Origin of the sequence: Bacillus sp. FSL H8-0492 (genome assembly GCF_038006145.1) — a bacterium.
Lineage (GTDB): Bacteria > Bacillota > Bacilli > Bacillales > Bacillaceae_G > Bacillus_A > Bacillus_A mycoides.
Genome location: NZ_JBBOUP010000001.1, coordinates 2,569,863 through 2,595,474, shown reverse-complemented (window position 1 = coordinate 2,595,474; position 25,612 = coordinate 2,569,863). Strand labels below are relative to the sequence as shown.

Sequence of the window (25,612 nt, the reverse complement as noted above, 5' to 3'; positions counted from 1 at the left end):
CTATATAATTAAGTAAGGCATTTTCAATTCATTATTAAGGGGAGGCAAATGTAATGAAGAATACGTATCAACTTCAAATTCCGAAAGAACTAGAGCAGTATCGTAGTATTTTAGAAGAAAGTGTGAAACCTTATATTAAAGCGTCTGGAACATTAGCAGAGACAACGCTTTTTGAGAGTAAATTTGGTGGTTATCCGTATTTACCTATAGATCAAGAGCATCCTAAAGATTCAAATGGACAACCTATGATGTTACTTGCGCAGCTAAACTTTGAAGAAATGCCGCATGTTGAATATATGCCTCAAAAGGGTATGCTACAGTTTTTCGTAAGTGCTGAAGATGAGCTTTACGGAGCAGATTTTGATCATCCAACAATCCAAAAAGACTTTCGAATTATTTATCATTCTACAATTATAGAAGATTTAAATAAGGTTATTACTGATTTTAGTTATTTAAACACTTCAGAATTAGAGGACTTTATCATACCTGAAGCAGCGAAATTAAAGTTTGAATTGGGTTATCAGCCCGTAACATCAAGGGATTATCGATTTGAAAAGATGTTTAGTGAGGAAATTGATTGGGAAGAAATTGTTGATGAAGAAAATAATACAGAATTAGGCGAACTGTATGATGATTTATGTAAAGATCAAGGGCATAAAATTGGTGGTTATCCATTTTTCACACAGACAGATCCAAGGGAATGGGAAGAAAAATACCAGCAACATGATATATTATTGCTGCAAATCGATACGGATGATTCATTAAATATTATGTGGGGAGATTCTGGTGTTGCTAATTTCTTTATAAAGAAAGACGATTTATTAAATCTAGATTTTTCCAATGTTATTTACAATTGGGATTGTTACTAAAAATAGATAAATGGATTACTAGCTAGCAAAAGAAATCTTCCTGAAGGTGAGGAGGATTTTTTACGTTAAAAATAAACGTTATGTTAACTAGAATGAAGAATACAATGAAAGTCAAGCGTAAATAAAAGAAATAACAACAAAAATATAAAATAATAAAACATATGTAATTAGCAATAAATCTATAAAGCAAAACATAAAATGAAATTTATCATTTGTATAGAAAAATTTATTTCGCATAAAAAAAATTCCGTGCGAATCAAAATTATTTTTGATTCGTTAAACGATAATTAATCGATTAAGATTTGCTGTGATTAATTTATAGCAAAATAAACGATAAAAACTGTAGAAATTCATTTAGATAAGATTTTATGTGAATCTCATTAAAAATACCCGTTTCGTCTCATTAAGTATAGTTTACTTGGTTTTTGATACAGATAAACACTTACTCTATACAACTTCGTATAATATATATTATGTTAACTAGTAAAAAGTAATAAACTTATTATATGTTAGCCATCGTTGTTAGGCTCCCCTTTTTAATTGGGTTCATAATGTGTTGTAGATTGTGTGGTTATTTGTTTTTTAAGTTATTTATGTTGTGTTATTGATAAGAATGTTTCCGTGTATAATTTATACTTTAGTTAATAAAAAACGCAATTCGTTTAAAGTGAACGAATTGCGTTGATATGATTAAGAATAAGTTTTTAAAATTAGTTTGCTACAGCAATTGCTTCGATTTCAATTAATAAGTTATCGTTAATTAACTTTCTAACTTCTACAGCTGAACTTGCTGGTGGATTCTTAGTATCAATGTATTGATCTCGAATATCTCTAACAATGGCCATTTGAGAAATGTCCGTCAAGAAAAATGTTAATTTTACTACATCATTAAAATTTAAGTCTGAAGCTTCTAATGCTACTTTAATATTTTCAAATACTTGGCGCGTTTGTGTACCTAAATCTCCATTCCCAACTATATGACCATCAACATTAATCGCTACTTGTCCAGATATGTAAATTGTCCGTTTAGCGTTACTAACCTCAACAATATGTGAGTATCCAAAAGTTGCTGGCATAGTTTCCGGGTTGATAAATTTCTTTTGCAAGGTGCATCTCCCTTATTTATATCGTATTTTCTTCATGTTTAATTTTAGATGAATATCTATTTTACAAATGATTTTTCACATATCCTTCTGCTACATATGTGGAGTTATAATACGCTGCTTATATTTATAAAATTAGGTATTTAATAGATTATATATGTTTGATTTTCTTGAGTGTTGATACTAATTATGCCTTGTTTTATTAATTTTTCAGTTATTTTTGTATAGAAAAAGTGATACCACCAAATAAAAAATTCTTCGTAAGTTATTTCTTTTGAGTATCTGCTGCTTGCAAAGTATTCTTTTAAAGGTTTCTCATTTTCTTTACATAATAAGATCAAATCTTTACTGATCGTGTTCGCGATTTCGTTAAGTATAGATAAGTCTTTGGCTTTAAACACCGGGATAATTGATTGCGAATTTTTATACAAGCCTAATTTTTCGTATAATACATTTGAATTTAAGTCTACTTGTCTATCTACTGCTACAAAATTTTCAACTAATTGCTTTTTCGTATAATTAATATCGATAATAGCATCGTGAAAATATGCTTCAAACGTTTCTTTATTCGCAGTTATTAAATTCAAAGTTGTATATCGAGTGTTTCCATAAAGACCAATTTGATATTCCCCTAAATCCAAATACGTATTACCATACATTCCAAAGGACTCTTTGTCTGTTTGTTCTTGTTCTAGAATCGCATAATAATATCTTTTATTGTTTCTCAAAGGCCGTTCTGTTTCTAAATAGTTTTCTTCAATGTTAATTATTTGTCCAAAATCTAATAACACACCACTATATAGTAAAAGACTATACGATTCTTTAAATAAATGATTAAATGTCTCGATTCTTTTAGACATAGCATCAATTTGATTAGAATACTTTTCAATTATGTTAAGTGCAGTTTTAATTAGAGGCTCACATAGGTTATACAGTTTTTCTCCTTCATTAGCTGTTATAACCATACATGTTGGATAGTAACTCCCTTCTGTCTTATTCAATAAACCTTCTAGTTCTAATGCGTGCATTTGTTTTTCGAATTCCTCGTTAGTCCAATTTAGCTTCGTTTTTATAGTATTTGATTCTATGCCCAGATGGAGCATTACAAGTAAATATTGAAGGTTTGTTCTGCTTATTTTTAAAGTTGGATAATTGTCAACTTATGAAATCATTTTTGTCTCATAAGTTGTTTTAAGTATTTTCTCCGGAGTATAATTAGCAAGCATTTTAAAATCCCTTCTTTTTTAGTAATTTAATTGTAAAATCTATGTATTTACTATGTTCTATAAATAAAAATAAGTATCCTTTAATGATTTCAAATAAAAAACCTTAGTATAGCTATGTTAATACCTATACTAAGGTTATCTAGAATTCTATATTTAGTTATTGCTATTTAATAGTTTATATTTAGACTTCTTTTTTCTTTCTTCAAGCATTTATAGACTCTCCTTCCTGTGGATAATTAGTTACCTATCTGCTTCTATAACATATAAAGAAACATACGGTCTTTGTTGTTTATAAGAAAGAATTTACTTAAACAAAACAATTCACAAATACATAATATTAGTTTTAGCTGCTGCTAAATGAATTCTATTTTACATATATAAATAATAAATTTGAAGAATTTATGAAATGTACTGCATTTAAGATGAAAGGTAAAATGATTTCGTTTAAACTACAATTAGCTACAATAACAACATACGTATATTGTTAAACGTAAAAAGGAGAACTAATGAAAAAGAAATATATGAATCAAATTCCGACTGATGTAAGTTTTAATCCGAAAGATATTATCGGTTTAATGACTGATTACTTTAAAATGAAAACAAAGCTACGTCCTGTAAAGAATTTACCTATTGTTTTATCGAATAAAAATAATGAATCTTTAGAGAGTGTGACATGGTTTGGGCACTCTGCTTCTCTTTTGAAAATAGAAGGTAAAAAATTGTTATTAGACCCTATGTTTGGAGATGCCTCTTCCCCATTTCCTGTGTTTAATAGTAAGCGGTATAGTGGTGCTTTTTCTTTAGAACATGATGAACTTCAAGAAATTGATGCGATTATCATTTCTCATAATCACTATGATCATTTAAATTACAAAAGTATTATGCGGTTAAAAGATCATGCGAAGCATTTTTATGTCCCGATTGGAGTTGCGCGTTATCTTATGAAATGGGGTGTTTCACCTAATAAAATTAGTGAACATAATTGGTGGGATGAAATTACGTTTGATAATATTAAGTTAGTTTGCGCTCCTGCAAGGCATTTCTCTGGACGAAGTATGACAGATAAAGATCGTTCGTTATGGTGTTCATGGCTTATTCTTGGTCAAGAAACTAAAGTCTTCTTTAGTGGTGATAGTGGTTATGCTCCTCACTTTAAGGAAATTGGTGAGAATTATGGTCCATTCGATCTTACTTTAATGGAATGCGGGCAGTACGATACGAGATGGTCTGCTATTCATATGTTGCCAGAAGAAACAGTACAAGCTCATATTGACGTTAAAGGAGAATTGCTCGTTCCTATTCATTGGGGTGCTTTTACGTTAGCGTTACATGAATGGAGTGATCCTATTGAACGTGTTACGAAAGAAGCAAATCGTTTAGGGGTTAATATTGCAACGCCACAAATCGGTGAAGCTATTGCGTTACAATCTAAAGATTATCCTACGGCTGCTTGGTGGCGAGAAGTGTAAGTATAATAAAAAGCGAACCAATTTAATATTGATGGTTCGCTTTTTATTCATTTATGACTCATCTATTAATATTCTTTGTTTTATCTACTGGAATTGCATTTTTCATCTTTTCTGTTGTCCAATATCCTGTAGGGTCTTCCATATCGTTTGAATCTTGAATGGCAGATGGGATATTGGGAGCTTTTTTCACTTGAGTAAGAGTATCTTTTTCGCTAGAGGCTGCCAGTGCTAAGTAAATAATTAAAGGTATTATAATAGTAATACTAGTTATATATATCCAAAATAATTGATTTCCTTTTTTCATGAGCTCCTCCTTCTATTACATACTAATCTCCCCTAATTACTACTTTACTATGCTGGTCTGCTTAGCTAATTCTTTATTCTTATACTCTATTAATTTATGATTTGATAAAACGCAAGAGTGCTCTAATATTAATTCATTATAAAGTACTTCAGTTAAAAATTTAGGTATCATCTCTCCTACGCTGTAATTATAGTCACTTAGAATCCAAGATACCTCTTTCCAATCTAGAATTCCTTCTGAGACTTTTTTGGAGTGTGATATGTAAATTCATTAAGTAGCTTTACTAAATAGACATACATGCCACCAGAATATGAGGAATCCTCCCATTTAATAATGCCTTTAAATTGATTTTGATTTTGTTCAACATCTATATTTGTTTCTTCTTTTATTTCACGAATTGCATTTTCTAACGGTGTTTCTCCTTTTTCTATCTCCCCTCCTACACCATTCCATAATCCTTTTACAGGATCATATTCTCTATTTAGCATAAGTATTTCTTCATTTCTTTTTATAAAACATAAAGTGTGCTTGTATATAATTTAATTCCTTCCTTTGTTCTCAATAAGTTCTAACAGGTGATATTAAATATACTGCTGCAGATTGTTCACCTGCTTCAATTAATATCGGTCTCATGGAACCACCAAAACTTAAAGTAACTCTATCTTCTTTTATTGCTTTTAAAGTAATTTGGAAAGTCGTTCGCCGAGAATCCATTTAAGTTTAAAGTAATTTCATCTGATTGAATTGTAATCAACTGCTCATTCATACTTTTTATTAAAATCTCACTTGGCATTTTCTTAATAATTTCAATGAAATACTTTGCTGGTACAACAATACTTCCTGCTTTTAAAATAGTTGTAATTTGTTCGTCTTCAATTGAAATAGGTATAAATTTTTCAATGAAAATATTCGAATTACTTGCGATTAAAGTAATTCCAGATTGATCTGCTGTTATCTTTATTCCGGATAATATAGGAATTAAAGTTTTTGTTGAGATAGCTTTACTTACTTCTGAAAGAGCTTGTGTAAATTGTTTGTGATTAACGATAAACTCCATTTTTCCCCCGCCTTAAATGAAATACTATCTTTATGAAGATTGATGAATAATAGTTCCATTAAAAATATAAGGAACTGTTTCTTTCTTTTGTAAAAGGCTTTTTAAGTGTTCTGGTATACGTAAATAAGGTTCTGCTGAATCTAATTCCATCCAGGTAATCTCCTCAATCTCTTTTGGCCGTGATATACAGATTTCCCCTCCGGTTATTTCTCCTAAAAAATTAAAGAAGATTGCATGATGTCCTCTCTCCTCAAAAAAGGCTTCACTAATGGAACAAACCCCTTTTACGGATATGTCTAGCCCTGTTTCTTCTTTCACTTCACGAATTGCTGCCTCTTCTAACGTTTCTCCGAATTTAACTGCTCCACCTGGTAAAGTGTAATAAGAACCATTTTCCCCTTTGTTTTTAACCATTAATAGCTTTTCATGAGTTTCATCATATAGAAGTGCGTATGTAACATTTACTTTTTTCATATGTAACCCCCTTGAATGGTGAAAATTTTCTGTCTTTATTTTATTCTATCATTAAATTGTTTTGATTCATAAAAAGTAATTTGAGTAAATAACTAATACGAAACGATATCGTGTTCATAGACACACAAAAGAAAAGAGCATATTTTGAAAAAGATTAATCATAATACACTCTTTAATGATTCATTTATAACCTTTTTTCTAAATAGTAATGATTATGCCCTTTAGGATAATCTTCACTTACCCCTATCACTTTATATCCATGCTTCTTATAAAAATCAGGGGCTTGGAAACTAAAAGTATCTAATTTGATTAGCCTACATTCTTTTTTAATTGCAAATTCTTCAATAAGATTCATTAAATTGCTTCCATAACCTTCATGCCTGTATTCTTCAGAAACCCATAGGAAGTCAACATATACATGGTGCCAAAATGTGATTGCCGTTATCCCTCCTACTATTTCTTCTTTTTCATTCTTCACTATAAAACTAATCTTTTCTGAAGGTGTTTTTTCTTCATTTGAAAGTTGTTTTTGGTTATATTCAATTACTTTTTCTCTTATGTAATCACTATCTTCTTGTACCCATTGCTTTACTATTTGCATTTTAACTATCACGCCCCTTTACATTATTTATTCAATTTAATACTCGGAATTTCCTATCTTCTTTAATGTTAGTTATGTAGTAAGTACAGGGACAAAATTAGATTTTTTGAATGGCATCCCTTGTTTATACATTATGCTGTAATGAAAAAGAGCCCTAGCATAAGGACTCTTTCTTAGCATTAAGCTATTTTTCGATTTAACTGTTTTATTTCCTTCTTCTTTTCTGCATTTGGAGGGCGGATTACTATAGAGATAACGAAAGATATAACACATAGAACACCGATTGTAATGAAGGTTGGTTGAAATCCGCCAAGTAGTGCTCCAATGAATGATCCTGCAAGTGCACCAAATCCGAAACCTTGGTAAACAATCCCGTAGTTTGTACTATGGTTTTTTAATCCGAAGAAGTCTCCGACAATTGCTGGGAAGATAGTGATGTTACCACCAAAGCAAAAGGCAACACTTGCTACACAAGCAAAATAAATTCCGTAATTTAGTGGAATAAAACTTAAAGTGAAGACGGACAATCCAATAATAATAAATGTAGCAGAGACGATTTTTAATCGACCTATTTTATCTGATAACGTTCCAAGAATAATTCTACCTATTGTATTAAAGATTGCGATCATTGCGACGGCATTTGCGGCAGTCGCTGCACTAAGACCAACGAGCTGCACCCCGATGTCTTTTACCATACCGATTAAATACAGTCCGCCCATACATGATGTGAATAACATGAAAAATAAGAGATATACTTGTTTCGTTTTCATCATTTCACGCGGCGTATAATCATTGTGTAATGTTTCAGTTGCAGTGTTACTTACAACTGCTTCACGTAAGAAGAATGATCCTATCAACACTAATAGTAAGACGATAATACCCCAATATAAAAATGCTTGTGATACTCCAAGACTGTTGATAAGATTTCCGTTTATATATCTAAAGATTAAGCTTCCCATTCCATATGCCGAAACAGATATACCAGAAATAAGTCCTTTACGGTTTGGAAACCATTTAATTAAATTAGATAGTGATGTAATATACGCTGTTCCATCAGCGTATCCAACGACAACACCGGCTAATAAATAAAGTAATGGTAATGAGGAAACTTGTGAACTAAGTATTAAACCGAGACCTAAAACAATTCCTGCAGTAGCGATAAGTTTACGAAGTCCAAATTTTTGTTGTAGCTTTCCTGCAAATAGAGTTGAGAATGATAAAGAAAAACTCGTAATTGAGAACGTGATCGCGACTGAATTGAGGTTCCATCCAAACTTACTTACAAGGGGTTGATTAAATAAACTCCATGTGTAAATTGTTCCTAGGCCAATTTGAACAATGATTGTACCTAGAACAATTAGCAATGGATTTATAGATGTTTGTTTCATGCTAACTGTCCCCTTCTTTTATCATGACATGAATTTTCACAGTTAGTATATCCATGATAAATTGCAAGATACTGTACGAAAAATGGAAATTGAGTTAGCTTACACAAAAAGACACTTCATCAAGAAGTGCCTTTTTGTAGGTTATATACAGCATTTAAAGAAAGCTTTGTTAAGATAAGACATTTTCGAATGCTTATGTATATATGTTATCAAATAATTTGCTGAAAGTGATGAGACTTAAGACGTATTTTTCTTTCATAAATAAGTCGGAGAGAAAATTAATATTCAATTTCCTCAAAGTCTTTCGGCTGCGGTACAGTTTGCATATTAGCTGCATCTTTCGGATCGCTATAAATCGCGTTTTGTTCTGTGTTTACATCCTTTATATTTTGCTTTTTATTTTTATTCACTTCATTTTTCATTAAAGTTCACTCCTTTTTATTATAGGAGTAGTTATACCCTAACCATAGTATTTTTACTGCTACTAAATGTATCAGCGACTAAATTGCTAAATTCACGTAAATAATATAAATAATTATCCCCACCATAGTTGTATCTTTTATTGTACATTTTAGCAACGACGACATTATATTCTGGAATGACTAATATCGTTGGTCCTGTAATTCCTAATATTTGATAGGAACCTTTAGGAACTCGCTCACCAAGTTCGCTAAATAAAGCAGGTTCATTTTGAACGAACCAAAACAACCCGTTTTGAGGTAGTTCTTTATTTGTATACTCTGGACTTTGTAAGCTCGTAACAAGTGCTATAACTTCTTTTGGCACAATTTGTTTACCATTTAAAAACCCTTTATTTAAATGAAGGTTACCCCAAAATGCAAATTCTCTCGCAGAGACAAAAAGATTTTTCTCGGAGCCGTCATCTACTGCACCAACACTACTTATTGCATCTTCATCTGGGTTTACAACAACCTTAACTAAATTATCATCTTGTTTTATTCTCCATCCAGTTTCTTTGAAATCAGCAGGTATGAATACACGCTCCTTTAATAGTTCAGGAAAACTCTTATTATACAGTTGATAAATAAGCTGCGTCACCATTCTTACATTAATATCTTTGTACGCCCAAGCTTGTCCCGGCTCAAATTCACGAAAAGCTGTCCCATCATCGGTTTCATTTAAACCGTGTGAATGAGTTACTAAATGTCTTATCGTTGTCTTACCGAGTAATGAAGGATCATGTTTTTCAAAATAATTTACTGCCTCGTCATCAAGTGATTTTATTTTCCCCTCATAAACTGCATAAGCTACCATTAATCCTAAATAGCTTTTTCTTGCGGAAGCGACATTGAACTGTGAAGATATGGTTACTTTTTTACTAGTAGGAATATTTGAATGCGTTCCACTATAATGCTCTAGTACAATCTTATTATCTTTAATAATACAAAGTGCTGCCGCAGAACTTTGATTGGTCTCTTTAATGCTTTCTACCCATGAAATTAATTTTTCATATTTGTACAAATAAATATCCCCCTAAAACATACAAAAATAACAGCATGAAAGAAAAGTTTCAATACATTATAACTTTGCATCTGCACTTTTCTTTCATGTGAAATATTATAGATCTATAATACTTAAATAAACCACCAGTTCCAGCAATTAGAACAGCTAAAACAACCAACACAGCCTACACAACCTACGCAACCGCCACAACGTCCGCCGCCACAACCACCACAGCGACCACCACAACCGCCACAACGTCCGCCGCCACCGCATCCGCCACAACGACGTGCATCGTCTTGAATGTAGTAATATGGATATTGATTTTGTTGCTGATCCCAATACACAACATTACCAGGTTGATAAGCATTAAGGTTTAACGCTTGTAGTTCTTGTTGAAACTCATTCATTATGAAACCCTCCATTTACAAATGTAAATTCCGTCCAAATTTTCGAGTTTATTTACTTTTAAAAATAAAGTAGAAATAAGGCTATAGACTAAATGCGTACATCAACAAAATATGACTTTACACTAGGTGATGTACCTTGTTTATGAGCCTATTTTCTTTATATTCTTTTAGTGGACGGAATTAATATAAATAGAGACAATTAAAAATTACTAATCCAGCAAGTTAATAGTTCATCACTTAATTTTTTTTCTAGTAATTCTTTTACTGAAGGTGTCGGCATTATTGTATAGGAATTTATATTTTCTTTATTAAAATCAATCCAGTGAAATGCTAAATGGGACTCTTTAGATATTGGAGTGAAATCGGATTTTAACTCATTTGAATCTATTTCAAAAATGTGGTTAATTTCATGGTGGAGGGTTTCTTTGGCTTGCCATTGATTTTCTATGACGCCTAAAAATTGTTTTATACTGTAAGTTACTCCAAGTTCTTCTCGTAACTCTCTTATTAGTGCATTCTCTGCTGATTCCCCAATTTCAACATGACCACCGGGTAAAAAATAGTGATGGCCTATGTATTCAGCAACTAGTAATTTTTCATCTTTTATCATGATAGCTCGTACAATATGATGGAATTTACTTTTCATTTTGTATTCCTCCTACTCATTCACTTTATACTTGCTCGAAAATTTTCATTTAAAAGCGGGATAATATAAATCATAGGTGTTTCATATGGGTGAATTTCATTGATAATTGCAAGAGTACCTTTTACAAGTTCTCGTTTATACGTTAATTAAAACTAATAATTTTGATAAATGATTCTAAAAAAGAGTATGTTTATGAAGAAAATTATCAAAACATACTCTTAATATTTTTAGTTGATTCATTCTTTTACAATAAGGTTTGATTAGCCCTATTCTTTGCAGCCTCAAAATCGAAGCCGTAGCTAAAGTATGCAATCACTACTATTCCCTAAGCAAATCTATTCTCTACTTCAAATTTACCTGCCTGTACAAATTTTAGACTCTTAACGAACCACGAAAACCTCTTGCGGCATAGTAGGATTCTGCTCCATTGTGATACACAAAGACATGTCCAAAGCGATAATCGCAAAAAAGGGCACCGCCAAGTTCTCTAATATCAGAAGGTGTTTGCACCCAACTCGACGTCTTCATATCGAAATTTTCAAGATTATGTAATGTACGATATTCTTCTTCCGTTAATAGTTCAATACCCATGGCAGTTGCCATATCAATAGCGTTATTTTCTGGTTTATGTTTCTTTCTTGATTCTAGCGCTTCAAGATCGTAACAAACACTTCTACGACCTTTAGGACTTTCTGCTGAACAATCATAAAAAATATATTCGCCTTTTTCTTTACCAAAATCAACAACATCAGGTTCGCCACCAGTTCGTTCCATTTCGTTGAGCGACCACAACTTTTCAGTATTAGCATCCAGCCTTTCTTGAACATTAGCCCATTCTAAACCTTTATGACGGTTCATATTATTCTCAAAACGATCTTTCAATGTTTGTAGTAATTCTTCACGTTGCTCTAGTGACAACTCTTTTTTATTGCTTTCTTTCATATTAGTTCCTCCATTGATGTTTTTATTAATGATAGTTTAAGTATATATAAATACTGTTTTATAATAAAATGTTTAAATAATTGCGTGAATTGAGTTTGCGATAATTTATATGAATTAGTACAACCAATTCTCCGCAATATGACCCTTTAACGGAACAACTTATTGTTTCAAAACAGTACATCTTTATTTCAACAACAATAAGCGATATACTTCCTCACCGTCATATACATTTCCTAATGGTTTAAAATCATAACATTCATATAGTTTCTTTGCAGAAATATTATCTTTATGGACAGTTAATCTAATTTCCTCACACTCTTTAAAGTTATTTTTTATTAAGTTAATGATTTCCTGTAATGCTGCTTTTCCATATCCTTTTCCTTGCTCTTTTTCATCAATGATAAATCCGTTAATCCAATACATATCTGTTGACTCTCGTACAAAAGCATGCATAATAAAACCAACTATAAGGTCACCATCATATATAGCGAATGGAATATATTCGACATTTTCACCATCTGGTTTTATGTATACTTTAGCAAGTGATACTGCCACTGCGGGAACAAGATGGATTTGATTTTCTTTAACTTGTAACTTTAATGCGTCTTCCCAATTTTCTCTCGTAACAATTTTTAATTGAACGTTCACTATTTTAAGCTCCTTTAAAAAGAGAATTTATCTTTTATATTCAACGGAGTGAAATGATTCCCTTTTTCGACATCAACTTATAACATGATTTTCATAAAATCCTGAATAAATTTTTCCTCATCTAATTGTAACGCTATACGCGCCCCTTCAGATTTAGAGTGTGGGCGAAAATCAGCAAAAGTTTGTCCCTTCGTTTCGCCACATATATCCACAGTCACTTTTCGGGATGTATAATTTAAAAATGTAGGATTCACTAAACCGCTTATAGCAAGTACATCGTGTAATAATGGCCCTTCAATAGATGGATTGAGTTTTTGGTATGCTGATAAATAATAATCGTACATGGGTTTCATAATCGACTTAAATGGATTTTGTGTATTAACTAAAATGTAAGTAAATACACTTGGGGTTAAAACCGTTTTATTTGTTACATTTAAAGGGAATAACGTTATATTTTTCGCTTGCTGAAATACAATTTGACTTGCTATAGGATCTCCGTACACGTTTGCCTCTGCTAATGGAGTAACATTCCCTGCTTCTAAAAAGACACCACCCATAAAATAAATTCCTTTTATATTTAACATCAATTCGTTCCATAAATTAAAAGCAATCGCTAACGAGGTAGATCTTCCTACATCGACAATTGTTAAATCTTCTCCATACTTTACAAGAATCGCAGCAATACTACCAAAATTGTATATAGGAATAGATAACACACTTTCCGGTACATGGATGGGCCCTAATCCTTCTGGTCCATGGATTTCAGGGTAATACGTTGTAATTTCATTTGTAAGTGGGCCTGTTGCACCGCTAATTACAGGAATATCTTGTCTGTTTGCTAACTGTAAAATATATGCGGCATTATGAGCGGCATGTATATGTTCAACATTTCCATATCCAGTTACGATACCAACAATTTCAATTTCAGGATGCAGTAAGCCATACATAATTGCAAACGAATCATCAATACCTGGGTCTCCAAAAAATAAAACCTTCTCCAAGAAATGCACTCCTTTCATAGGTAAGATAATTATGTATATGTGGAAAAAAATTAAATCTATACAGTTCTAAGCAAATATTAATGGTGAGTAATGTATTGATAAAAAAGAACTAGCATTATGCTAGTTCTTTTGCAGATAAATAATCTACCAGTTTAATTAAATCTCGTACAAATATTGGACTAACTGATTTTAATATAGATTTTTTTCACTATATTTATAGAATTGAAAACCTGTTATTAATCCGAAATTTTGCATTCAAATTGCAAATACTCGTAGGGATGTCTTACCATACTTTTTCACTCTCAATTTGCTTATAATCATCTTTATTAAATGTTAAATGAGCAATCACAACTCCAAGTATAGTAATTCCCCCTCCAATTATCGAAACAAAGGTTGGCACCTCACCTAACCATATCCAAGCGATAATACATGCAGTTACTGGTGTTAAATATAGAGAACTTGTTGCCTCACAAGCACTGGCATGGGATGTAATATATGCTAATGCAATATACGGCAGTACTGTCGGGAACACACCTAAATATATAACACTCAAAGTAATTTCTATAGGAGCTGTTACGATTTCTTGATAAATCCCTGGCAAAAAAATAAGCATAAATACAGTACCAGACCAAATTGTATATATTGTAAATGGCAAGAAACCGTACTTTTTTAAGTATGGCCTTTGAAAAACGAAAAATAGACTTTCTGAAATTGCCGCCAATAATATTAGTAATCCCCCACTATTCAATTGAATGGAATCTCCTTGACTTAACGATAAAAAAGCAATTCCTACAAAACTAATTACACCACCGATCCAACCATTTAATTTCATTCTTTCATTCAAAAAAACAGAAGCAAGAATTGCCGTTAATATAGGTGTTACTGATACAATTAAACTAGCAGGTCCAGCATTCACACTCTTTTCACCGTAGTTCAGTGCAATATGATAAATTGTAAATCCAAGAGCACCAAATATAAAAATTACTGGAATATCTTTCAAATCAGGTAAACGTAACTTGTATATAAGTGAAAACAGAAAAAGAATCAAAGAAGCGATTAATAATCGTAGCAAAGTAAGGTGTTCAGGGGTGTAAGCTTCAAGCCCCATCCGAATTCCTGGAAAAGCTGTTCCCCATATAAGAATCGTAAAAGCGTGAGCACATACAATACGAAAATCCCATTTTTTATTATGCATATATTCTCTCCCTCTCCAATAAACCAGCCATTTTCTAATTACCAATTATTTCTTTTCATCATATTTAATAGTTGATACAATGTCTTCAACCAGTTAATCCTCGAAAAAACCAACCACTTTGCATTTTTAAAATGAATGAGGGAGTTTTTAATATGTCTACTGATAAAAAACTGCCTAAATATCGGCAGATAATAGACTATATGAAAGAAAAAATTGAATACGGAGAATGGCCGATTGGAAGTAAGGTTCCTAGCCAGCGGCAGTTAGCGAAATTATTTCATGTAAATCGTAGTACTGTAATAATTGCACTAGAAGAACTTATGGCAGATGGCTTAATTCAAGGGAAAATCGGGTCAGGAACAATTGTAACGAATAATACATGGTCATTATTAGCCACCAATCCCCCGCCCGATTGGAGTGAATATGTAAAGGCTGGTATTCATAAACCAAGCAAGTTAATGGTACGAGAAATAAATGAAGCAGAAGCAAATAAAAAATTGATTCATCTTAGTAAAGGAGAACTTGCACCTCATCTTTTCCCGTTAGAAACTATGCAATTCATTATGCGTAACGTATGTGAGGAACTAGATTATTTCGGATATGAAGAACAAAAAGGATATCTCCCTTTACGTGAAGCAATAAGTAATTATGTAAAATCATTTGGAATAAATACATCACCAAGCTCTATATTAATAGTCTCTGGTGCATTACAGGCATTACAATTAATATCAATCGGTCTTTTACATAGAGAGTCAACTGTTTTACTTGAACGACCTTCTTACTTATATTCTCTTCACGTATTTCAATCGGCTAATATTCACCTTTCTGGAATACAGATGGATCAACATGGAATTATCCCTAATGATTTGTTAAGAAGAATTAATTATAGTCAAAAGAAAAATATTTTATATTCGATTCCTTGTTTTCAAAATCCGACGGGTGTATTAATGTCCAAGGATCGACGAAAAGAAATACTAAGAATATGCGAAAAAGAACAATTGCCTATCATTGAAGATGATATTTACCGTGAGTTATGGATGGATGAACTACCGCCCCCTCCTTTAAAGTCGATGGATAAATATGGACATGTTTTATATATCGGTAGTCTATCTAAAACACTTAGCCCAGGACTTAGGATTGGTTGGATTATCGGACCAGAGCCTGTTATTGAGAGATTATCAGACATAAAAATGCAAACTGACTATGGGTCAAGTTCTTTATCTCAAAGAGTTGCTGCAGAATGGTTGAGTAGAGGTTTTTATGAGGAGCACGTAGCCAATGTAAGGATTCATCTAAAAGAACGAAGACAAATAATGATACAAGCATTAAATATGTACTGTGCTGACATTACTACATGGGATATTCCTAGAGGTGGATTTTTTATATGGCTAAGGGTAGTGCCTAACATTTCGATGAAAAAACTATTTTCAGAGGCTCAATCAAAGGGAGTTCTTTTTAACCCGGGACGTATTTATGAGGAAGAATCAGATCAGTTTATACGTTTATCTTATGGGTATTCTTCCCCTGAACAAATTACTCAAGGTATTATTATATTAAGTAATTTGATTCGTAAGTTAATGGCATAATAAAAAAATCCTCTTTTTATAAAGAGGATTTTTTGTGTGCCTTTTTTACCATAATCTCATTTCCTGTCCTAATAAAATAAGTTCTTTATAGGGATCACCGTCAATGTTTAATACTTGAGCAAAAGCCGGTTCTGTTTTTAACCCTTGTTCTTTTAATTCAATTACTTCTTCTCTAATGTGTGGGTGCTGCATTAATAGCATGTGCTCCACTATCATATGTTTATATGCATTTTGGTTACGTACTGGCCGCGGTTGAGCAAATAATTCAAATTCAAAACCTTCAAATTGAAAATTCACCTTTATTGTTAAGATATTTTTAATGATTTTCTTTTTCATTTCAAATCCTTCGTATGAGCCATACAATGATCTAATTTCCTGTTCAAAAAAATCATAATTATGTACTTCCATTACAATGTCTAAGTCAGAATGAAGGGTATCAACTCTAATAGGGATTGTCCCGCAAAGTACAGGGCTATATAAAGCTAAATCCTCTATTATGTTTAGTTTATTAATAACTTCGTAAACTTTTTGTTGCTTATCATTCCCAGATTGTAAATATGTAATAGATGTAAACATAGAAGTCTCTCCTTCATTTAACGTAATACTCGTCTCACTAAATTTGAGAAAAAATTTAATCATTCCATTTTGTTCTAGGAGTACCTTTATTTCAATATATTAAGGCGAACTAACTATATTTTTCAACTTTTCTCCTATACTGCAATACTATAAAAATAAAAAAGGAGGAACTTTTATGAGCATTTTCAATATTCTTTTGACCATACACATATTATTTGGAACCATATGTTTAATTACTGGTATTGTAGCGATGGTTGCTCAAAAAAAGAAAGGAAAACATACGGAATGGGGCGAAATATACCATGCGTCCTATGTTGTCATAACCTTTACTGCAATTATATTGTCTATTTTAAACTGGGATAAAATCGCATATTTATTTTATGTAGCAATTATCTCCTATTCATTTGCGATTTACGGATATCTCGCAAGAAAAAAACGATGGAGAAATTGGTTGCAACACCATATTAGAGGTATGTTAGGCTCTTATATTGGTGCAGTTACCGCACTTTTAGTAAACATTGGTATGTATATCCCTATTTTAAATCTACTTCCACCAATATGGTTTTGGTTCTTACCTACTATAATCGGTATTCCTCTCGTAGCCAGTGTATCAAAAAAATATAAAAAAGAAGGGAAAAATTAATTACATTTTGATTACTTTCTGACAAAACTTATGAAAAATAATAATCAATATTGTATTATATCAAGTTTGGCGTATAGAACTAAAAAAGAATCCAATATGTTTATTGGATTCTTTTTTGTTTATTACTCCCTTAAGAATAATACTTTTTAGTTATGACTTTTCAAATCTAATACTGAATGTAAACGATCCGGATAATTAGTAAACATCCCGTCGATGCCCCAAGAAAGTAACTTTTTCATATCTTTTTCATTATTTACTGTAAATGGATGAACTTCTAATCCATAATTCTTTATTTTTTTTACGTAGGCTGCATCAATATATTTATAATTCATACCAAGACCTATGCAGTATGTTTTATACTTTTCTATTTCTGAGTCTGTTAATTGAACTGCTTTTTTATATGATAATAATTGTACTAACGGTATATTATCATTTAAACTGTGAATCTTTCGCAGACTTTCTTCACTAAATGATTGAATAATAACTTTATCATTTATTTGGTAGTGATTAATAATTTCTAATAGTTTTTCCTCCATTCCAGGATATTCATCTGGTGATTTTGTTTCGATATAATAATTAGAATTATGTCCAAACGTTTCAATAATCTCTTCTAATATTAGAACTTTAGTATCTTCAAATTCTTTCTTTGCTAAATTTGGATACTTTTTATTGAAAAAAGAACCTGCATTCAGTTGTTTTATTTCATCTAATGTATGATCTTTTACAAAACCAGTACCGTTTGTTGTACGGTTTAATGTTTCATCATGCATAGCTATTAAATGTCCATCTTTTGTCATTTGGAGATCTATTTCTATATAGTCACCTTTTAATTGTTGTCCTAATGTATAAGCCACTATTGTATGTTCTGGTGCATATGCAGAAGCACCTCTATGCGCAATGTTTTTTATATGATTTGATTGATTAGTAGCTTTTATATAATTATGTTCATTTACTTGTTGAAAAACAAAGATGCTTATTACTGTGAAGAAACAAATGATTGTAATTATAGATGTTTTTTTCATAACGGTATGTTAACTCCTATATTTAAAACAATTTGACTTGGATGATTTACTCAAATAAATGCCGATTTTCAAAAACAGTCATTTGTCCTACAACTTGAAAGCCGGATTTTTTATAAATATTTATTCCATCAGGTGAAGCTTGTAATACACAATACGTATTTTTTAATTGTTTTGCTTCTTGCAGCAGGAAATTAAACATAGTAGAGCCAAAACCTTTTCCTCTCATTTCTTCTTTAGTCGCTATATCATAAATACCGACACTATCTTTCGTACATACTAAAGAGCCAACAGATACTACCTCACCTTTATAAAGACCTAAGTATAGTTTCATATTGTCGCTATTCCATAAATTTAAAGAAGAAATTTGATTATAGTATGCTTGTACATTTTTACCTTCCTCTGATGTACCGAATAGATTAGCTAACGTTTCTCCAAACTTTTTGATTTGTCCTGAAGAAGATGCTTTTTGTATCGTAAAACCTACTGGCATGTTTATTCTTGGATGAATTGTTTTTAATTCTGCTACCATCGCGATATTCTTTTCAGCTTCTTTTAAACCAAGTTTGATTAATTCGCTTTTTATAGTCTGCTCTTGCTTATCATCCCAAAACCAAACACTCATTGGAAATTTCTTTTGATTATAGTATTCTACCTCCTTATATAATTTCTCGATTCCTTCCGTTACATTACTATTTAGTAGTGTGATAATATTAAATGTATCTGCAGGTAATCCGCAGTCGACAGTAATGTAATCCTTCGTTTCTTTTACATCCATTCCATTTACCTGCCGCGCAATATATGAGGTTTTATATGTAAAATTGTCTATTAGTAACTGTTTATAATTCATTCATTTTGCTCCTTTCATAAAAATTCGTATTCGAATCCTTCAGTATTAAATATATCATATAAGAAATGTACCTATTTCTATAAAAATATCTCTATAAATCACTCTTTGCGCCCTAAAAGAATTAAAAATGATATAACGTTGTCGGAATGAAAAAAGTGGTATATAATAAATATTAACATTACTAGTAATTATTTTAGGTATTCCTAGAATAAAGGAGCGATACATATGAAAATTACTATTTATTTCGGAAGTCATGAAGATCAAGATGTTCGTACTATGGACTGTCATTTAGATGTAGAAGATACAGAAGAGATTGTATCTGTATCTTAATATAAATAATGGGATGAAACCTCTTCCCTGCAACGTTTAAGGCACCTTTTATAGGTGTCTTTTTTATTGTTTTTTCGTCAAAAACCCTTTACTTTAGTGCGTTTTAATAGTAAAATATAAATATACGAACAAACGTTCTTTTTAATTTATTTGTACATGAAGGGATGATTTCAACAATGACTCAAGCAAAGCGCAGAGGAAGAAAAAAGCAAACACCTATTATTTCAAATACAGGCTTTATCGGCTCTGTCTTTATTGATACATTGGAGTTACAAAAGAAATCCTATTATTTCGCTCGTAAAAAACTTCAAATTGTGCATCACGTACTAGATGGTCTATCTGGAGCAACGAGTGCATTATTTAAAGAACATAATATCGCTGCATACATGTCATGTGTGTATTTACATAAACAAAAGAAAATCGGCTTCGTTCTTTCAACAAAACCTTTTGAACAAAGTGATGGTGTTTCTTATTTTATAAATTATTTAATTGAAAAGAATTTTTACGGTAACGAAGAAGTAGAATATCAAGAAGTATTTAATACAGGTTTTATTGGTGTAGTATTCGCGGATTTATCTAGTATAGATCGCTTTAATTTTGAGTTTGAAATGGGTATGCTAACGAAATTAATGAAAGATATGATTATTCCGGTTAAAGAGCTCTTTTTACGCCACAATGTACCGGCTTACATCTCCACTTCTCATTTAGAGGAGCAAAATAAATTAGGTTTCGTTCTATCTGTAAAGCCATATGATGAACGTGCAGAAGCAGATTTATACTTTGAAACATACTTAAAAGAACGAGGGTTATTTATTGGTGATGAAGAGGATGATATTGACAAGATTGTTATTAGAAAGACTGCTGAATTACGATAGTTTTCCAGTACAACTTACATTAATAAATTTTTCAGTATTTAATTTGAACATAATACCTTCCTATTACCAATAGGAAGGTATTAATAATTTATTAGTCCTTATGCTTTTCATACATCTCTATTTTTTTATTTAGTAAATCTTTACCCCAGACTTGCATTGCTTCTAATACAGGTATAAACTTTTTCCCCTGCTCTGTTAAAGAATATTCTACCTTTGGTGGAACAACTTTATAAACTTCTCTGTGTACTAACTCGTCCTTTTCAAGCTCTCTTAATTGTCTAGTTAAAATTTCTTTTGAGATACCAGGTAACATCCTCAATAATTCATTAAACCTAATAATTTCATTTTTGCTTAAATGCCACAAAATCACGATTTTCCATCTTCCTGCAATTGCATTTTGTTTTGGGTAACTGTTAATGGACAAATTTCTTGCTGTGTTTCTTCAGAAACCGATTCATCTTGATAACTAAAACGTGCCATAATAAAATCTCCTTTTTCGCTAAGTACTATTTTTATGACTATGTTATTAAATTGTGCCTACTTACATAAATCCTTCTTAAGAAATAGTATATGTAATGTATACAAAAATCAAAAATAACGATGTATGTAACGGAGAGATTGTATGAAAGTTTTAGTAACAGGTGCAAGCGGAAATTTAGGTTCTAAAATTGTTGAGTATTTACTTACCAGATTATCAATTGAAGAAATAATTGTTGGTGTACGTGATGACAAGTCTGAAAAAGCACTTAGTTATAAGGAACAAGGCTTAGAAGTACGTGTAACGGATTTTGAAAATCAAAAAACCTTGTTTTCAGCATTCAAAGATGTTGATCGTTTATTCATCATGTCAACATTTGGTGACTTTGATACAATTATACGTCAGCATACAAATGCAGTAGAAGCTGCCAAAGCAACAGATGCAAAACAAATTATTTATCCAAGTGTTACAAGAGCAGAAGGAAATGACTTTTTCCTAGCGGGCATGCATAGAGCACGTGAAGTAGCAATTATTGAATCAGGTATTCCTTATGTGATTCTGCGTAACAACTGGTATGTAGAAAATGAACTTGGTACAATTCAAAGCTGTATGGCTGGTGCCCCTTGGGTGACTTCTGCAGGAGAAGGGAAAATCGGTTGGGTATATCGTCCGGATTTAGCTGAAGCAGCAGCGAATGTTTTGGTAGCTGATGGTCACAAAAGATGCATTAAGTGAAGTATTAGGAAAAGAAATTCCTTTATTAGAAGTAGATGACTCTTCTTATGAAGGAATGTTAAAAGGTGCTGGAGTACCTGAAGCCTACCTTCCAATGTTAGTAATGATTCAAAAAGGGATTCGTGAAGGAGGATTAGAATCAACACATACCCATTTGAATTTCTTATTAGAACGTCAGGCTACACCATTAAAGCAAGCATTAACACATTTATTAGTAAATACAAAATAGATAAATCAAATTCCACAGCCGAAATCAAATAATAAATTTTGTATTTAAAAAAGTGCCTTTACTTCGACCACCTATCACTTTAGTTAAAGAAGGATTTTTAAACAACATTATTATTTTTTAAAGGACTTTATTGCAAAATAAGCATCTTTTTTGTTACTTAACAAGTTCACTTAGCTACGCAAAACACTATAATCTTTTGAATGAATTTCTAAATTTAACTTATTTGAGTAAGCCTTATTCAAAATAAGAAATACTATCCCTCCTGTAATTGGAAGCGTGTAAGCAGGGATATAATTTAATACTAATCCTGATAATGCCAATGCTATTGGCTGCATCATTTTACCTATACTTAATCCAATACTGAGTACCCTCCCCCTATATTCATCAGGAATCTCTTTTTGCATGAAATAAATTAAAGGAATATCAATTAACGCTATTATTAGCCCTAAAAAGAACATAACGACACAATACGTAATAACGTATACAAAATCATTTACTTCAAAACTTTTGAATAGAACTGGAATTCCTGAAATAATCATAAAAACTGCCAACATTGAACTTAGCTTTTTCAAAAGATAAGAGTAAGAAAAACGATTAGTTATCTTTTTTACTAAAATTGCACCAATTATCATCCCTACTGGAAAAGTCCCTTGAATGATACCAAATTGCTTAGAACTAAGATTGAGAACTGTGTTAATAATGTATGGCAATGGAACAGTTACAGCAAACCCTAAGAAGAAATTAAGTGAAATTAAAATTCGAAACGTATTCTTTAAGCTTTCCTTTTCAATTAAGTATGAAAACCCCTCTTTTATATCTTTAATAAAATTAATTCTCCTTTTTGGGCATTCCTCATTTATGTTGAATTCGAACAGTTTAAAATGAATAAATAATATGGATATACCCGAAAGAATAAATGAAATACCGTTGATAATTATAAAAATTTTAATATCAAAGACTGCAAAAACGATGCCACCTAACATAGGACCGAGAATTAAAGATACAGAATCGATAATTTTACTTATAGAGTTAATACTCATAAGCCGCTCTTTAGAGACGATATTTGGTTTTGCGGCTTCTAATCCTATTCCAAAAAATGTTGTAAATACCGTCATAAGAAAGGTAGTAGTATAAACAATGAATAAGTTTAATCCATAATAGCTGCTTAATATATAAACAGTTATTAATAAGCATCCACTTAGTAAATCCATACAAATAACCAGTTTCTTTTTATCAACCTTATCAGCAATTACACCGGCAAATGGATTCATAACAATCATTGGAATCGTTCCTAAAATGAGCGTAATCGCAAAATTTAACGCAGATCCGGTTATTTGTAAAACATATAATCCTAATGCGAAGCTATATATAGAGCTACCGAATATTGATACTGTTTTTGCAATTGAATATAAACAAATATTTCTTAGTTCTTGGTTTCTTTTTTTATTTTCTATATGTAATCGTAAACTTCCCATAACATTTCCCTCCCGCTGAACTTTGTATTACGTACAGTGTAAGTTCTCGGGTCAACCCAATATCAATATGTTAGTATTAAAAACTTTTAAAAGAAAAATTAAAAAAGATGGGGTTAACCCCATCTTTTTCCGAAAAATGAATATGTATAAATTTCTTCTCCTTGAACAAAGAAATCCTCGTATTTTCCTCCTCGTTCTATATATTCTGAAGTTCTTTCATCTATGGAATTAAACTGTAGCTTTTGGATTTCTCTCTTGACTTTTGAAGACGTAAAATTATCTCTTAATCTAGTTGTAATTTGGCTATTTATACTAAAATTTTTAAATACAATAAATGAACTTAATAAATAACAATCAGGTTTGAATAGATAGTTTAATTCGTGCAATAAAAAATTTTCATGCTCAAAACTGTAATTACTTGTACCAGACTGATCAATTACAATATCAACAGAATGATTCTGAATAGGTATACTTAAAAAATCAGCGCAAATAAAAAGAATGTTTCTTTTGGAATTTCTTTTTTCAATTACATCTTTTAAAAATAGAAGTTTATTCAAATCTCGATCAACAGCAATATATAAACAATCTTCTGGTAGTTCTTCATAAATATTTCGTAAAAAGAACCCAAGACCCGATCCTAAATCAAGTAACACCTTATTATTTAAATCTAGCTGCATTAGTTTCTTTTTCGCCCATTCTCCTCCTCTTTGTATATTCTCCAAAAAAGTAGTATCTGTTTCATTGATATAATCTGAAATATACTCCTCAAGTAAAGTCCTTTTATATGCTTCAAATGATTTTCCAGCTGTTAAAATCCCTGAGGTAATCTTGTATTCTTCACCACAATTGCAAATTAGATTTCCCTCAACAATTTGGTTCTTATTGATAATGCCATCTTCCAGAATTAAATTTCCGTTACACTTAAAACATTTAAATAAATTAAGTACTGTTAAATCTATCCCTAAAATTGAATTCGAAATTTTAGTTGCTGTAGATAAATTATTTAACGCTGTCTTTAATTTATCTTTTCTTTCCTCTAATGTTTTTATTTCTTGTTCAACCTTTTCATATTTCAATTTAAATAAAGATTGATAAGAAGTATCTGTTTCGTAATTCATAGATTTCGCTAAATTTTTATAAAGAAAAAGTTCTTTAATTTCATTCAAACTAAATCCTAGCCATTTGTACTCTAATATAAGCTCTACATCTTTTTGACAATATTCATCAAAAAAATAGTGACTTCCCTTTTTTTCAGGAATAACGAGTCCTAGGTCTATATAATGCCTAATCGTATCTACACTTACACTATTTACTTCTGCAAACTTACTGATTTTCATATTATCACTACCATTTATGTATTTGTTTATATATACTTCTTTTTTATTTTTTAAAATCCTTTTATCTCCCTATGCAAGATTATTTATAGTATGAATTAGGATTGCCAATTCTGCATCAGGTTCATAAATAATAACTCAATCTTTAAGATTACCTGTGCCACTAGTGTACGCCACACTTAAAACCTTATTAATATGCATGGGGGCACCAACGTTTTACAGATTTCGTACGTTTAGATGAACCACCCTCTTTTCTCTAACTTTTGCGCTAGAAGTCTTACTCTGCCTGCTAAAGAGAGCTACACAAGGCCTCCCAGCTCCCACTTTCATTGTCTAACCTACATATCGATCTCCTGCCTTGTCAAAGAGTACTATACTTATAATTTCATTCCACATCCACATATTGACATTGATAATCATTCTCGATAAAATACCTAATGTAGAATATTCTAAATATATCAATTGGATTTATATAAGGACCTCAAAACAGAAAGGAGTGTCATTATGGTGACAAAAAAATTAACTGTACAAGGTTTTATGAATACTGGGCTTTATACAAGCATTTTACGCAAATAAAAAAACAGCTATTTATTATTACTCATGACCCTGAACTGATTGCTCTTTCTTGTGATGAAACACTTGAAATTGCAAACGGTCGTATAAAAGAAATTAAAACATTTACACTATA

The 25,612-nt window shown here is 31.4% G+C and carries 24 protein-coding genes and 4 pseudogenes; 6 read left to right on the top strand and 22 right to left on the bottom strand.

Annotation, left to right across the window (positions count from 1 at the left end):
* Positions 1 to 53: 53 nt before the first annotated feature.
* Positions 54 to 869 carry a YwqG family protein gene (locus tag MHH66_RS13440; protein WP_016120278.1) on the top strand — a complete coding sequence of 272 codons (816 nt, stop codon included), beginning with the start codon at positions 54 to 56 and terminating at the stop codon, positions 867 to 869.
* Between the two features lie 710 nt (positions 870 to 1,579).
* On the opposite strand, the gene MHH66_RS13435 is transcribed toward MHH66_RS13440, so the two are convergent.
* Positions 1,580 to 1,975 carry a RidA family protein gene (locus MHH66_RS13435; RefSeq protein ID WP_078185843.1) on the bottom strand — a complete coding sequence of 132 codons (396 nt, stop codon included), beginning with the start codon at positions 1,973 to 1,975 and terminating at the stop codon, positions 1,580 to 1,582.
* Between the two features lie 140 nt (positions 1,976 to 2,115).
* The gene (locus tag MHH66_RS13430) at positions 2,116 to 2,937 is read right to left on the bottom strand and encodes a hypothetical protein (protein WP_340867689.1); all 822 of its coding nucleotides are present in this window, start codon (positions 2,935 to 2,937) and stop codon (positions 2,116 to 2,118) included.
* Between the two features lie 767 nt (positions 2,938 to 3,704).
* On the opposite strand from MHH66_RS13430, the gene MHH66_RS13425 reads away from it, so the two are divergent.
* Positions 3,705 to 4,667 carry an MBL fold metallo-hydrolase gene (locus MHH66_RS13425; RefSeq protein ID WP_078185844.1) on the top strand — a complete coding sequence of 321 codons (963 nt, stop codon included), beginning with the start codon at positions 3,705 to 3,707 and terminating at the stop codon, positions 4,665 to 4,667.
* 58 nt (positions 4,668 to 4,725) lie between these two features.
* On the opposite strand, the gene MHH66_RS13420 is transcribed toward MHH66_RS13425, so the two are convergent.
* The 14 genes and pseudogenes from MHH66_RS13420 to MHH66_RS13355 form a co-directional block, all read right to left on the bottom strand.
* A complete protein-coding gene (locus MHH66_RS13420) occupies positions 4,726 to 4,971 on the bottom strand; it encodes a hypothetical protein (RefSeq protein WP_061690156.1) in 246 nt (81 codons plus the stop codon).
* 39 nt (positions 4,972 to 5,010) lie between these two features.
* Positions 5,011 to 5,507, bottom strand: a pseudogene (locus MHH66_RS13415) (NUDIX hydrolase).
* 149 nt (positions 5,508 to 5,656) lie between these two features.
* A pseudogene (locus tag MHH66_RS13410) lies at positions 5,657 to 6,028 on the bottom strand (DNA polymerase III subunit beta); the annotation flags it as partial.
* Positions 6,029 to 6,058: 30 nt separating this feature from the next.
* A complete protein-coding gene (locus MHH66_RS13405) occupies positions 6,059 to 6,502 on the bottom strand; it encodes an NUDIX hydrolase (protein WP_002085308.1) in 444 nt (147 codons plus the stop codon).
* Positions 6,503 to 6,686: 184 nt separating this feature from the next.
* The gene (locus MHH66_RS13400; RefSeq protein WP_063219014.1) at positions 6,687 to 7,103 is read right to left on the bottom strand and encodes a GNAT family N-acetyltransferase; all 417 of its coding nucleotides are present in this window, start codon (positions 7,101 to 7,103) and stop codon (positions 6,687 to 6,689) included.
* A gap of 179 nt (positions 7,104 to 7,282) precedes the next feature.
* Positions 7,283 to 8,491, bottom strand: coding sequence for an L-lactate MFS transporter (locus MHH66_RS13395; protein ID WP_063219013.1), 1,209 nt, complete (start codon positions 8,489 to 8,491; stop codon positions 7,283 to 7,285).
* 278 nt (positions 8,492 to 8,769) lie between these two features.
* Positions 8,770 to 8,913 carry a hypothetical protein gene (locus MHH66_RS13390; RefSeq protein ID WP_002013225.1) on the bottom strand — a complete coding sequence of 48 codons (144 nt, stop codon included), beginning with the start codon at positions 8,911 to 8,913 and terminating at the stop codon, positions 8,770 to 8,772.
* Positions 8,914 to 8,944: 31 nt separating this feature from the next.
* Complete coding sequence (locus MHH66_RS13385) at positions 8,945 to 9,973, bottom strand: serine hydrolase domain-containing protein (RefSeq protein WP_078185845.1); 1,029 nt, start codon at positions 9,971 to 9,973, stop codon at positions 8,945 to 8,947.
* A gap of 113 nt (positions 9,974 to 10,086) precedes the next feature.
* Positions 10,087 to 10,362 (bottom strand): heterocycloanthracin/sonorensin family bacteriocin, encoded by a 276-nt coding sequence (locus MHH66_RS13380; protein ID WP_001001869.1) that lies wholly within the window; start codon positions 10,360 to 10,362, stop codon positions 10,087 to 10,089.
* Between the two features lie 199 nt (positions 10,363 to 10,561).
* Entirely contained in the window at positions 10,562 to 11,008 is a 447-nt protein-coding gene (locus MHH66_RS13375; protein ID WP_000836819.1) for an NUDIX domain-containing protein, read from the bottom strand.
* A gap of 372 nt (positions 11,009 to 11,380) precedes the next feature.
* Positions 11,381 to 11,950 carry a DUF4256 domain-containing protein gene (locus MHH66_RS13370; RefSeq protein ID WP_000665071.1) on the bottom strand — a complete coding sequence of 190 codons (570 nt, stop codon included), beginning with the start codon at positions 11,948 to 11,950 and terminating at the stop codon, positions 11,381 to 11,383.
* 183 nt (positions 11,951 to 12,133) lie between these two features.
* Positions 12,134 to 12,598 (bottom strand): GNAT family N-acetyltransferase, encoded by a 465-nt coding sequence (locus MHH66_RS13365; protein ID WP_078185846.1) that lies wholly within the window; start codon positions 12,596 to 12,598, stop codon positions 12,134 to 12,136.
* A 77-nt stretch (positions 12,599 to 12,675) separates the two neighbouring features.
* A complete protein-coding gene (locus MHH66_RS13360) occupies positions 12,676 to 13,599 on the bottom strand; it encodes a nucleoside hydrolase (protein ID WP_002127616.1) in 924 nt (307 codons plus the stop codon).
* Between the two features lie 283 nt (positions 13,600 to 13,882).
* Positions 13,883 to 14,794, bottom strand: a complete 912-nt coding sequence (locus MHH66_RS13355; RefSeq protein WP_078185847.1) for a DMT family transporter — start codon at positions 14,792 to 14,794, stop codon at positions 13,883 to 13,885.
* A gap of 152 nt (positions 14,795 to 14,946) precedes the next feature.
* Between MHH66_RS13355 and pdxR the strand changes: the two genes are divergently transcribed.
* Positions 14,947 to 16,380, top strand: a complete 1,434-nt coding sequence (gene pdxR, locus MHH66_RS13350; protein WP_078185848.1) for a MocR-like pyridoxine biosynthesis transcription factor PdxR — start codon at positions 14,947 to 14,949, stop codon at positions 16,378 to 16,380.
* Between the two features lie 45 nt (positions 16,381 to 16,425).
* Here the strand turns inward: pdxR and MHH66_RS13345 are convergent, their stop codons facing one another.
* Complete coding sequence (locus MHH66_RS13345; RefSeq protein WP_002192869.1) at positions 16,426 to 16,956, bottom strand: DUF4269 domain-containing protein; 531 nt, start codon at positions 16,954 to 16,956, stop codon at positions 16,426 to 16,428.
* 175 nt (positions 16,957 to 17,131) lie between these two features.
* Here MHH66_RS13345 and MHH66_RS13340 point away from each other — a divergent pair, with 175 nt between their 5' ends.
* Positions 17,132 to 17,599 (top strand): DUF2306 domain-containing protein, encoded by a 468-nt coding sequence (locus MHH66_RS13340; protein WP_078185849.1) that lies wholly within the window; start codon positions 17,132 to 17,134, stop codon positions 17,597 to 17,599.
* 146 nt (positions 17,600 to 17,745) lie between these two features.
* Here the strand turns inward: MHH66_RS13340 and MHH66_RS13335 are convergent, their stop codons facing one another.
* Both MHH66_RS13335 and MHH66_RS13330 read right to left on the bottom strand, forming a co-directional pair.
* Positions 17,746 to 18,621, bottom strand: coding sequence for a glycerophosphodiester phosphodiesterase (locus MHH66_RS13335; RefSeq protein ID WP_063219006.1), 876 nt, complete (start codon positions 18,619 to 18,621; stop codon positions 17,746 to 17,748).
* A gap of 46 nt (positions 18,622 to 18,667) precedes the next feature.
* Positions 18,668 to 19,468, bottom strand: coding sequence for a GNAT family N-acetyltransferase (locus MHH66_RS13330; RefSeq protein WP_002189753.1), 801 nt, complete (start codon positions 19,466 to 19,468; stop codon positions 18,668 to 18,670).
* Positions 19,469 to 19,974: 506 nt separating this feature from the next.
* Here MHH66_RS13330 and MHH66_RS13325 point away from each other — a divergent pair.
* Positions 19,975 to 20,673, top strand: coding sequence for a hypothetical protein (locus MHH66_RS13325; RefSeq protein WP_060751184.1), 699 nt, complete (start codon positions 19,975 to 19,977; stop codon positions 20,671 to 20,673).
* A 91-nt stretch (positions 20,674 to 20,764) separates the two neighbouring features.
* On the opposite strand, the pseudogene MHH66_RS13320 reads toward MHH66_RS13325, so the two are convergent.
* Positions 20,765 to 21,153 (bottom strand): annotated as a pseudogene (locus MHH66_RS13320) (winged helix-turn-helix transcriptional regulator).
* A 142-nt stretch (positions 21,154 to 21,295) separates the two neighbouring features.
* Between MHH66_RS13320 and MHH66_RS13315 the strand changes: the two are divergent.
* Positions 21,296 to 22,115: pseudogene (locus tag MHH66_RS13315) on the top strand (NAD(P)H-binding protein).
* Between the two features lie 170 nt (positions 22,116 to 22,285).
* On the opposite strand, the gene MHH66_RS13310 reads toward MHH66_RS13315, so the two are convergent.
* Together MHH66_RS13310 and MHH66_RS13305 are read right to left on the bottom strand one after the other, a co-directional pair.
* Entirely contained in the window at positions 22,286 to 23,590 is a 1,305-nt protein-coding gene (locus MHH66_RS13310; RefSeq protein ID WP_063219004.1) for an MFS transporter, read from the bottom strand.
* Positions 23,591 to 23,703: 113 nt separating this feature from the next.
* Positions 23,704 to 24,927, bottom strand: coding sequence for a methyltransferase domain-containing protein (locus tag MHH66_RS13305; RefSeq protein WP_078185850.1), 1,224 nt, complete (start codon positions 24,925 to 24,927; stop codon positions 23,704 to 23,706).
* Positions 24,928 to 25,612 lie beyond the last annotated feature (685 nt).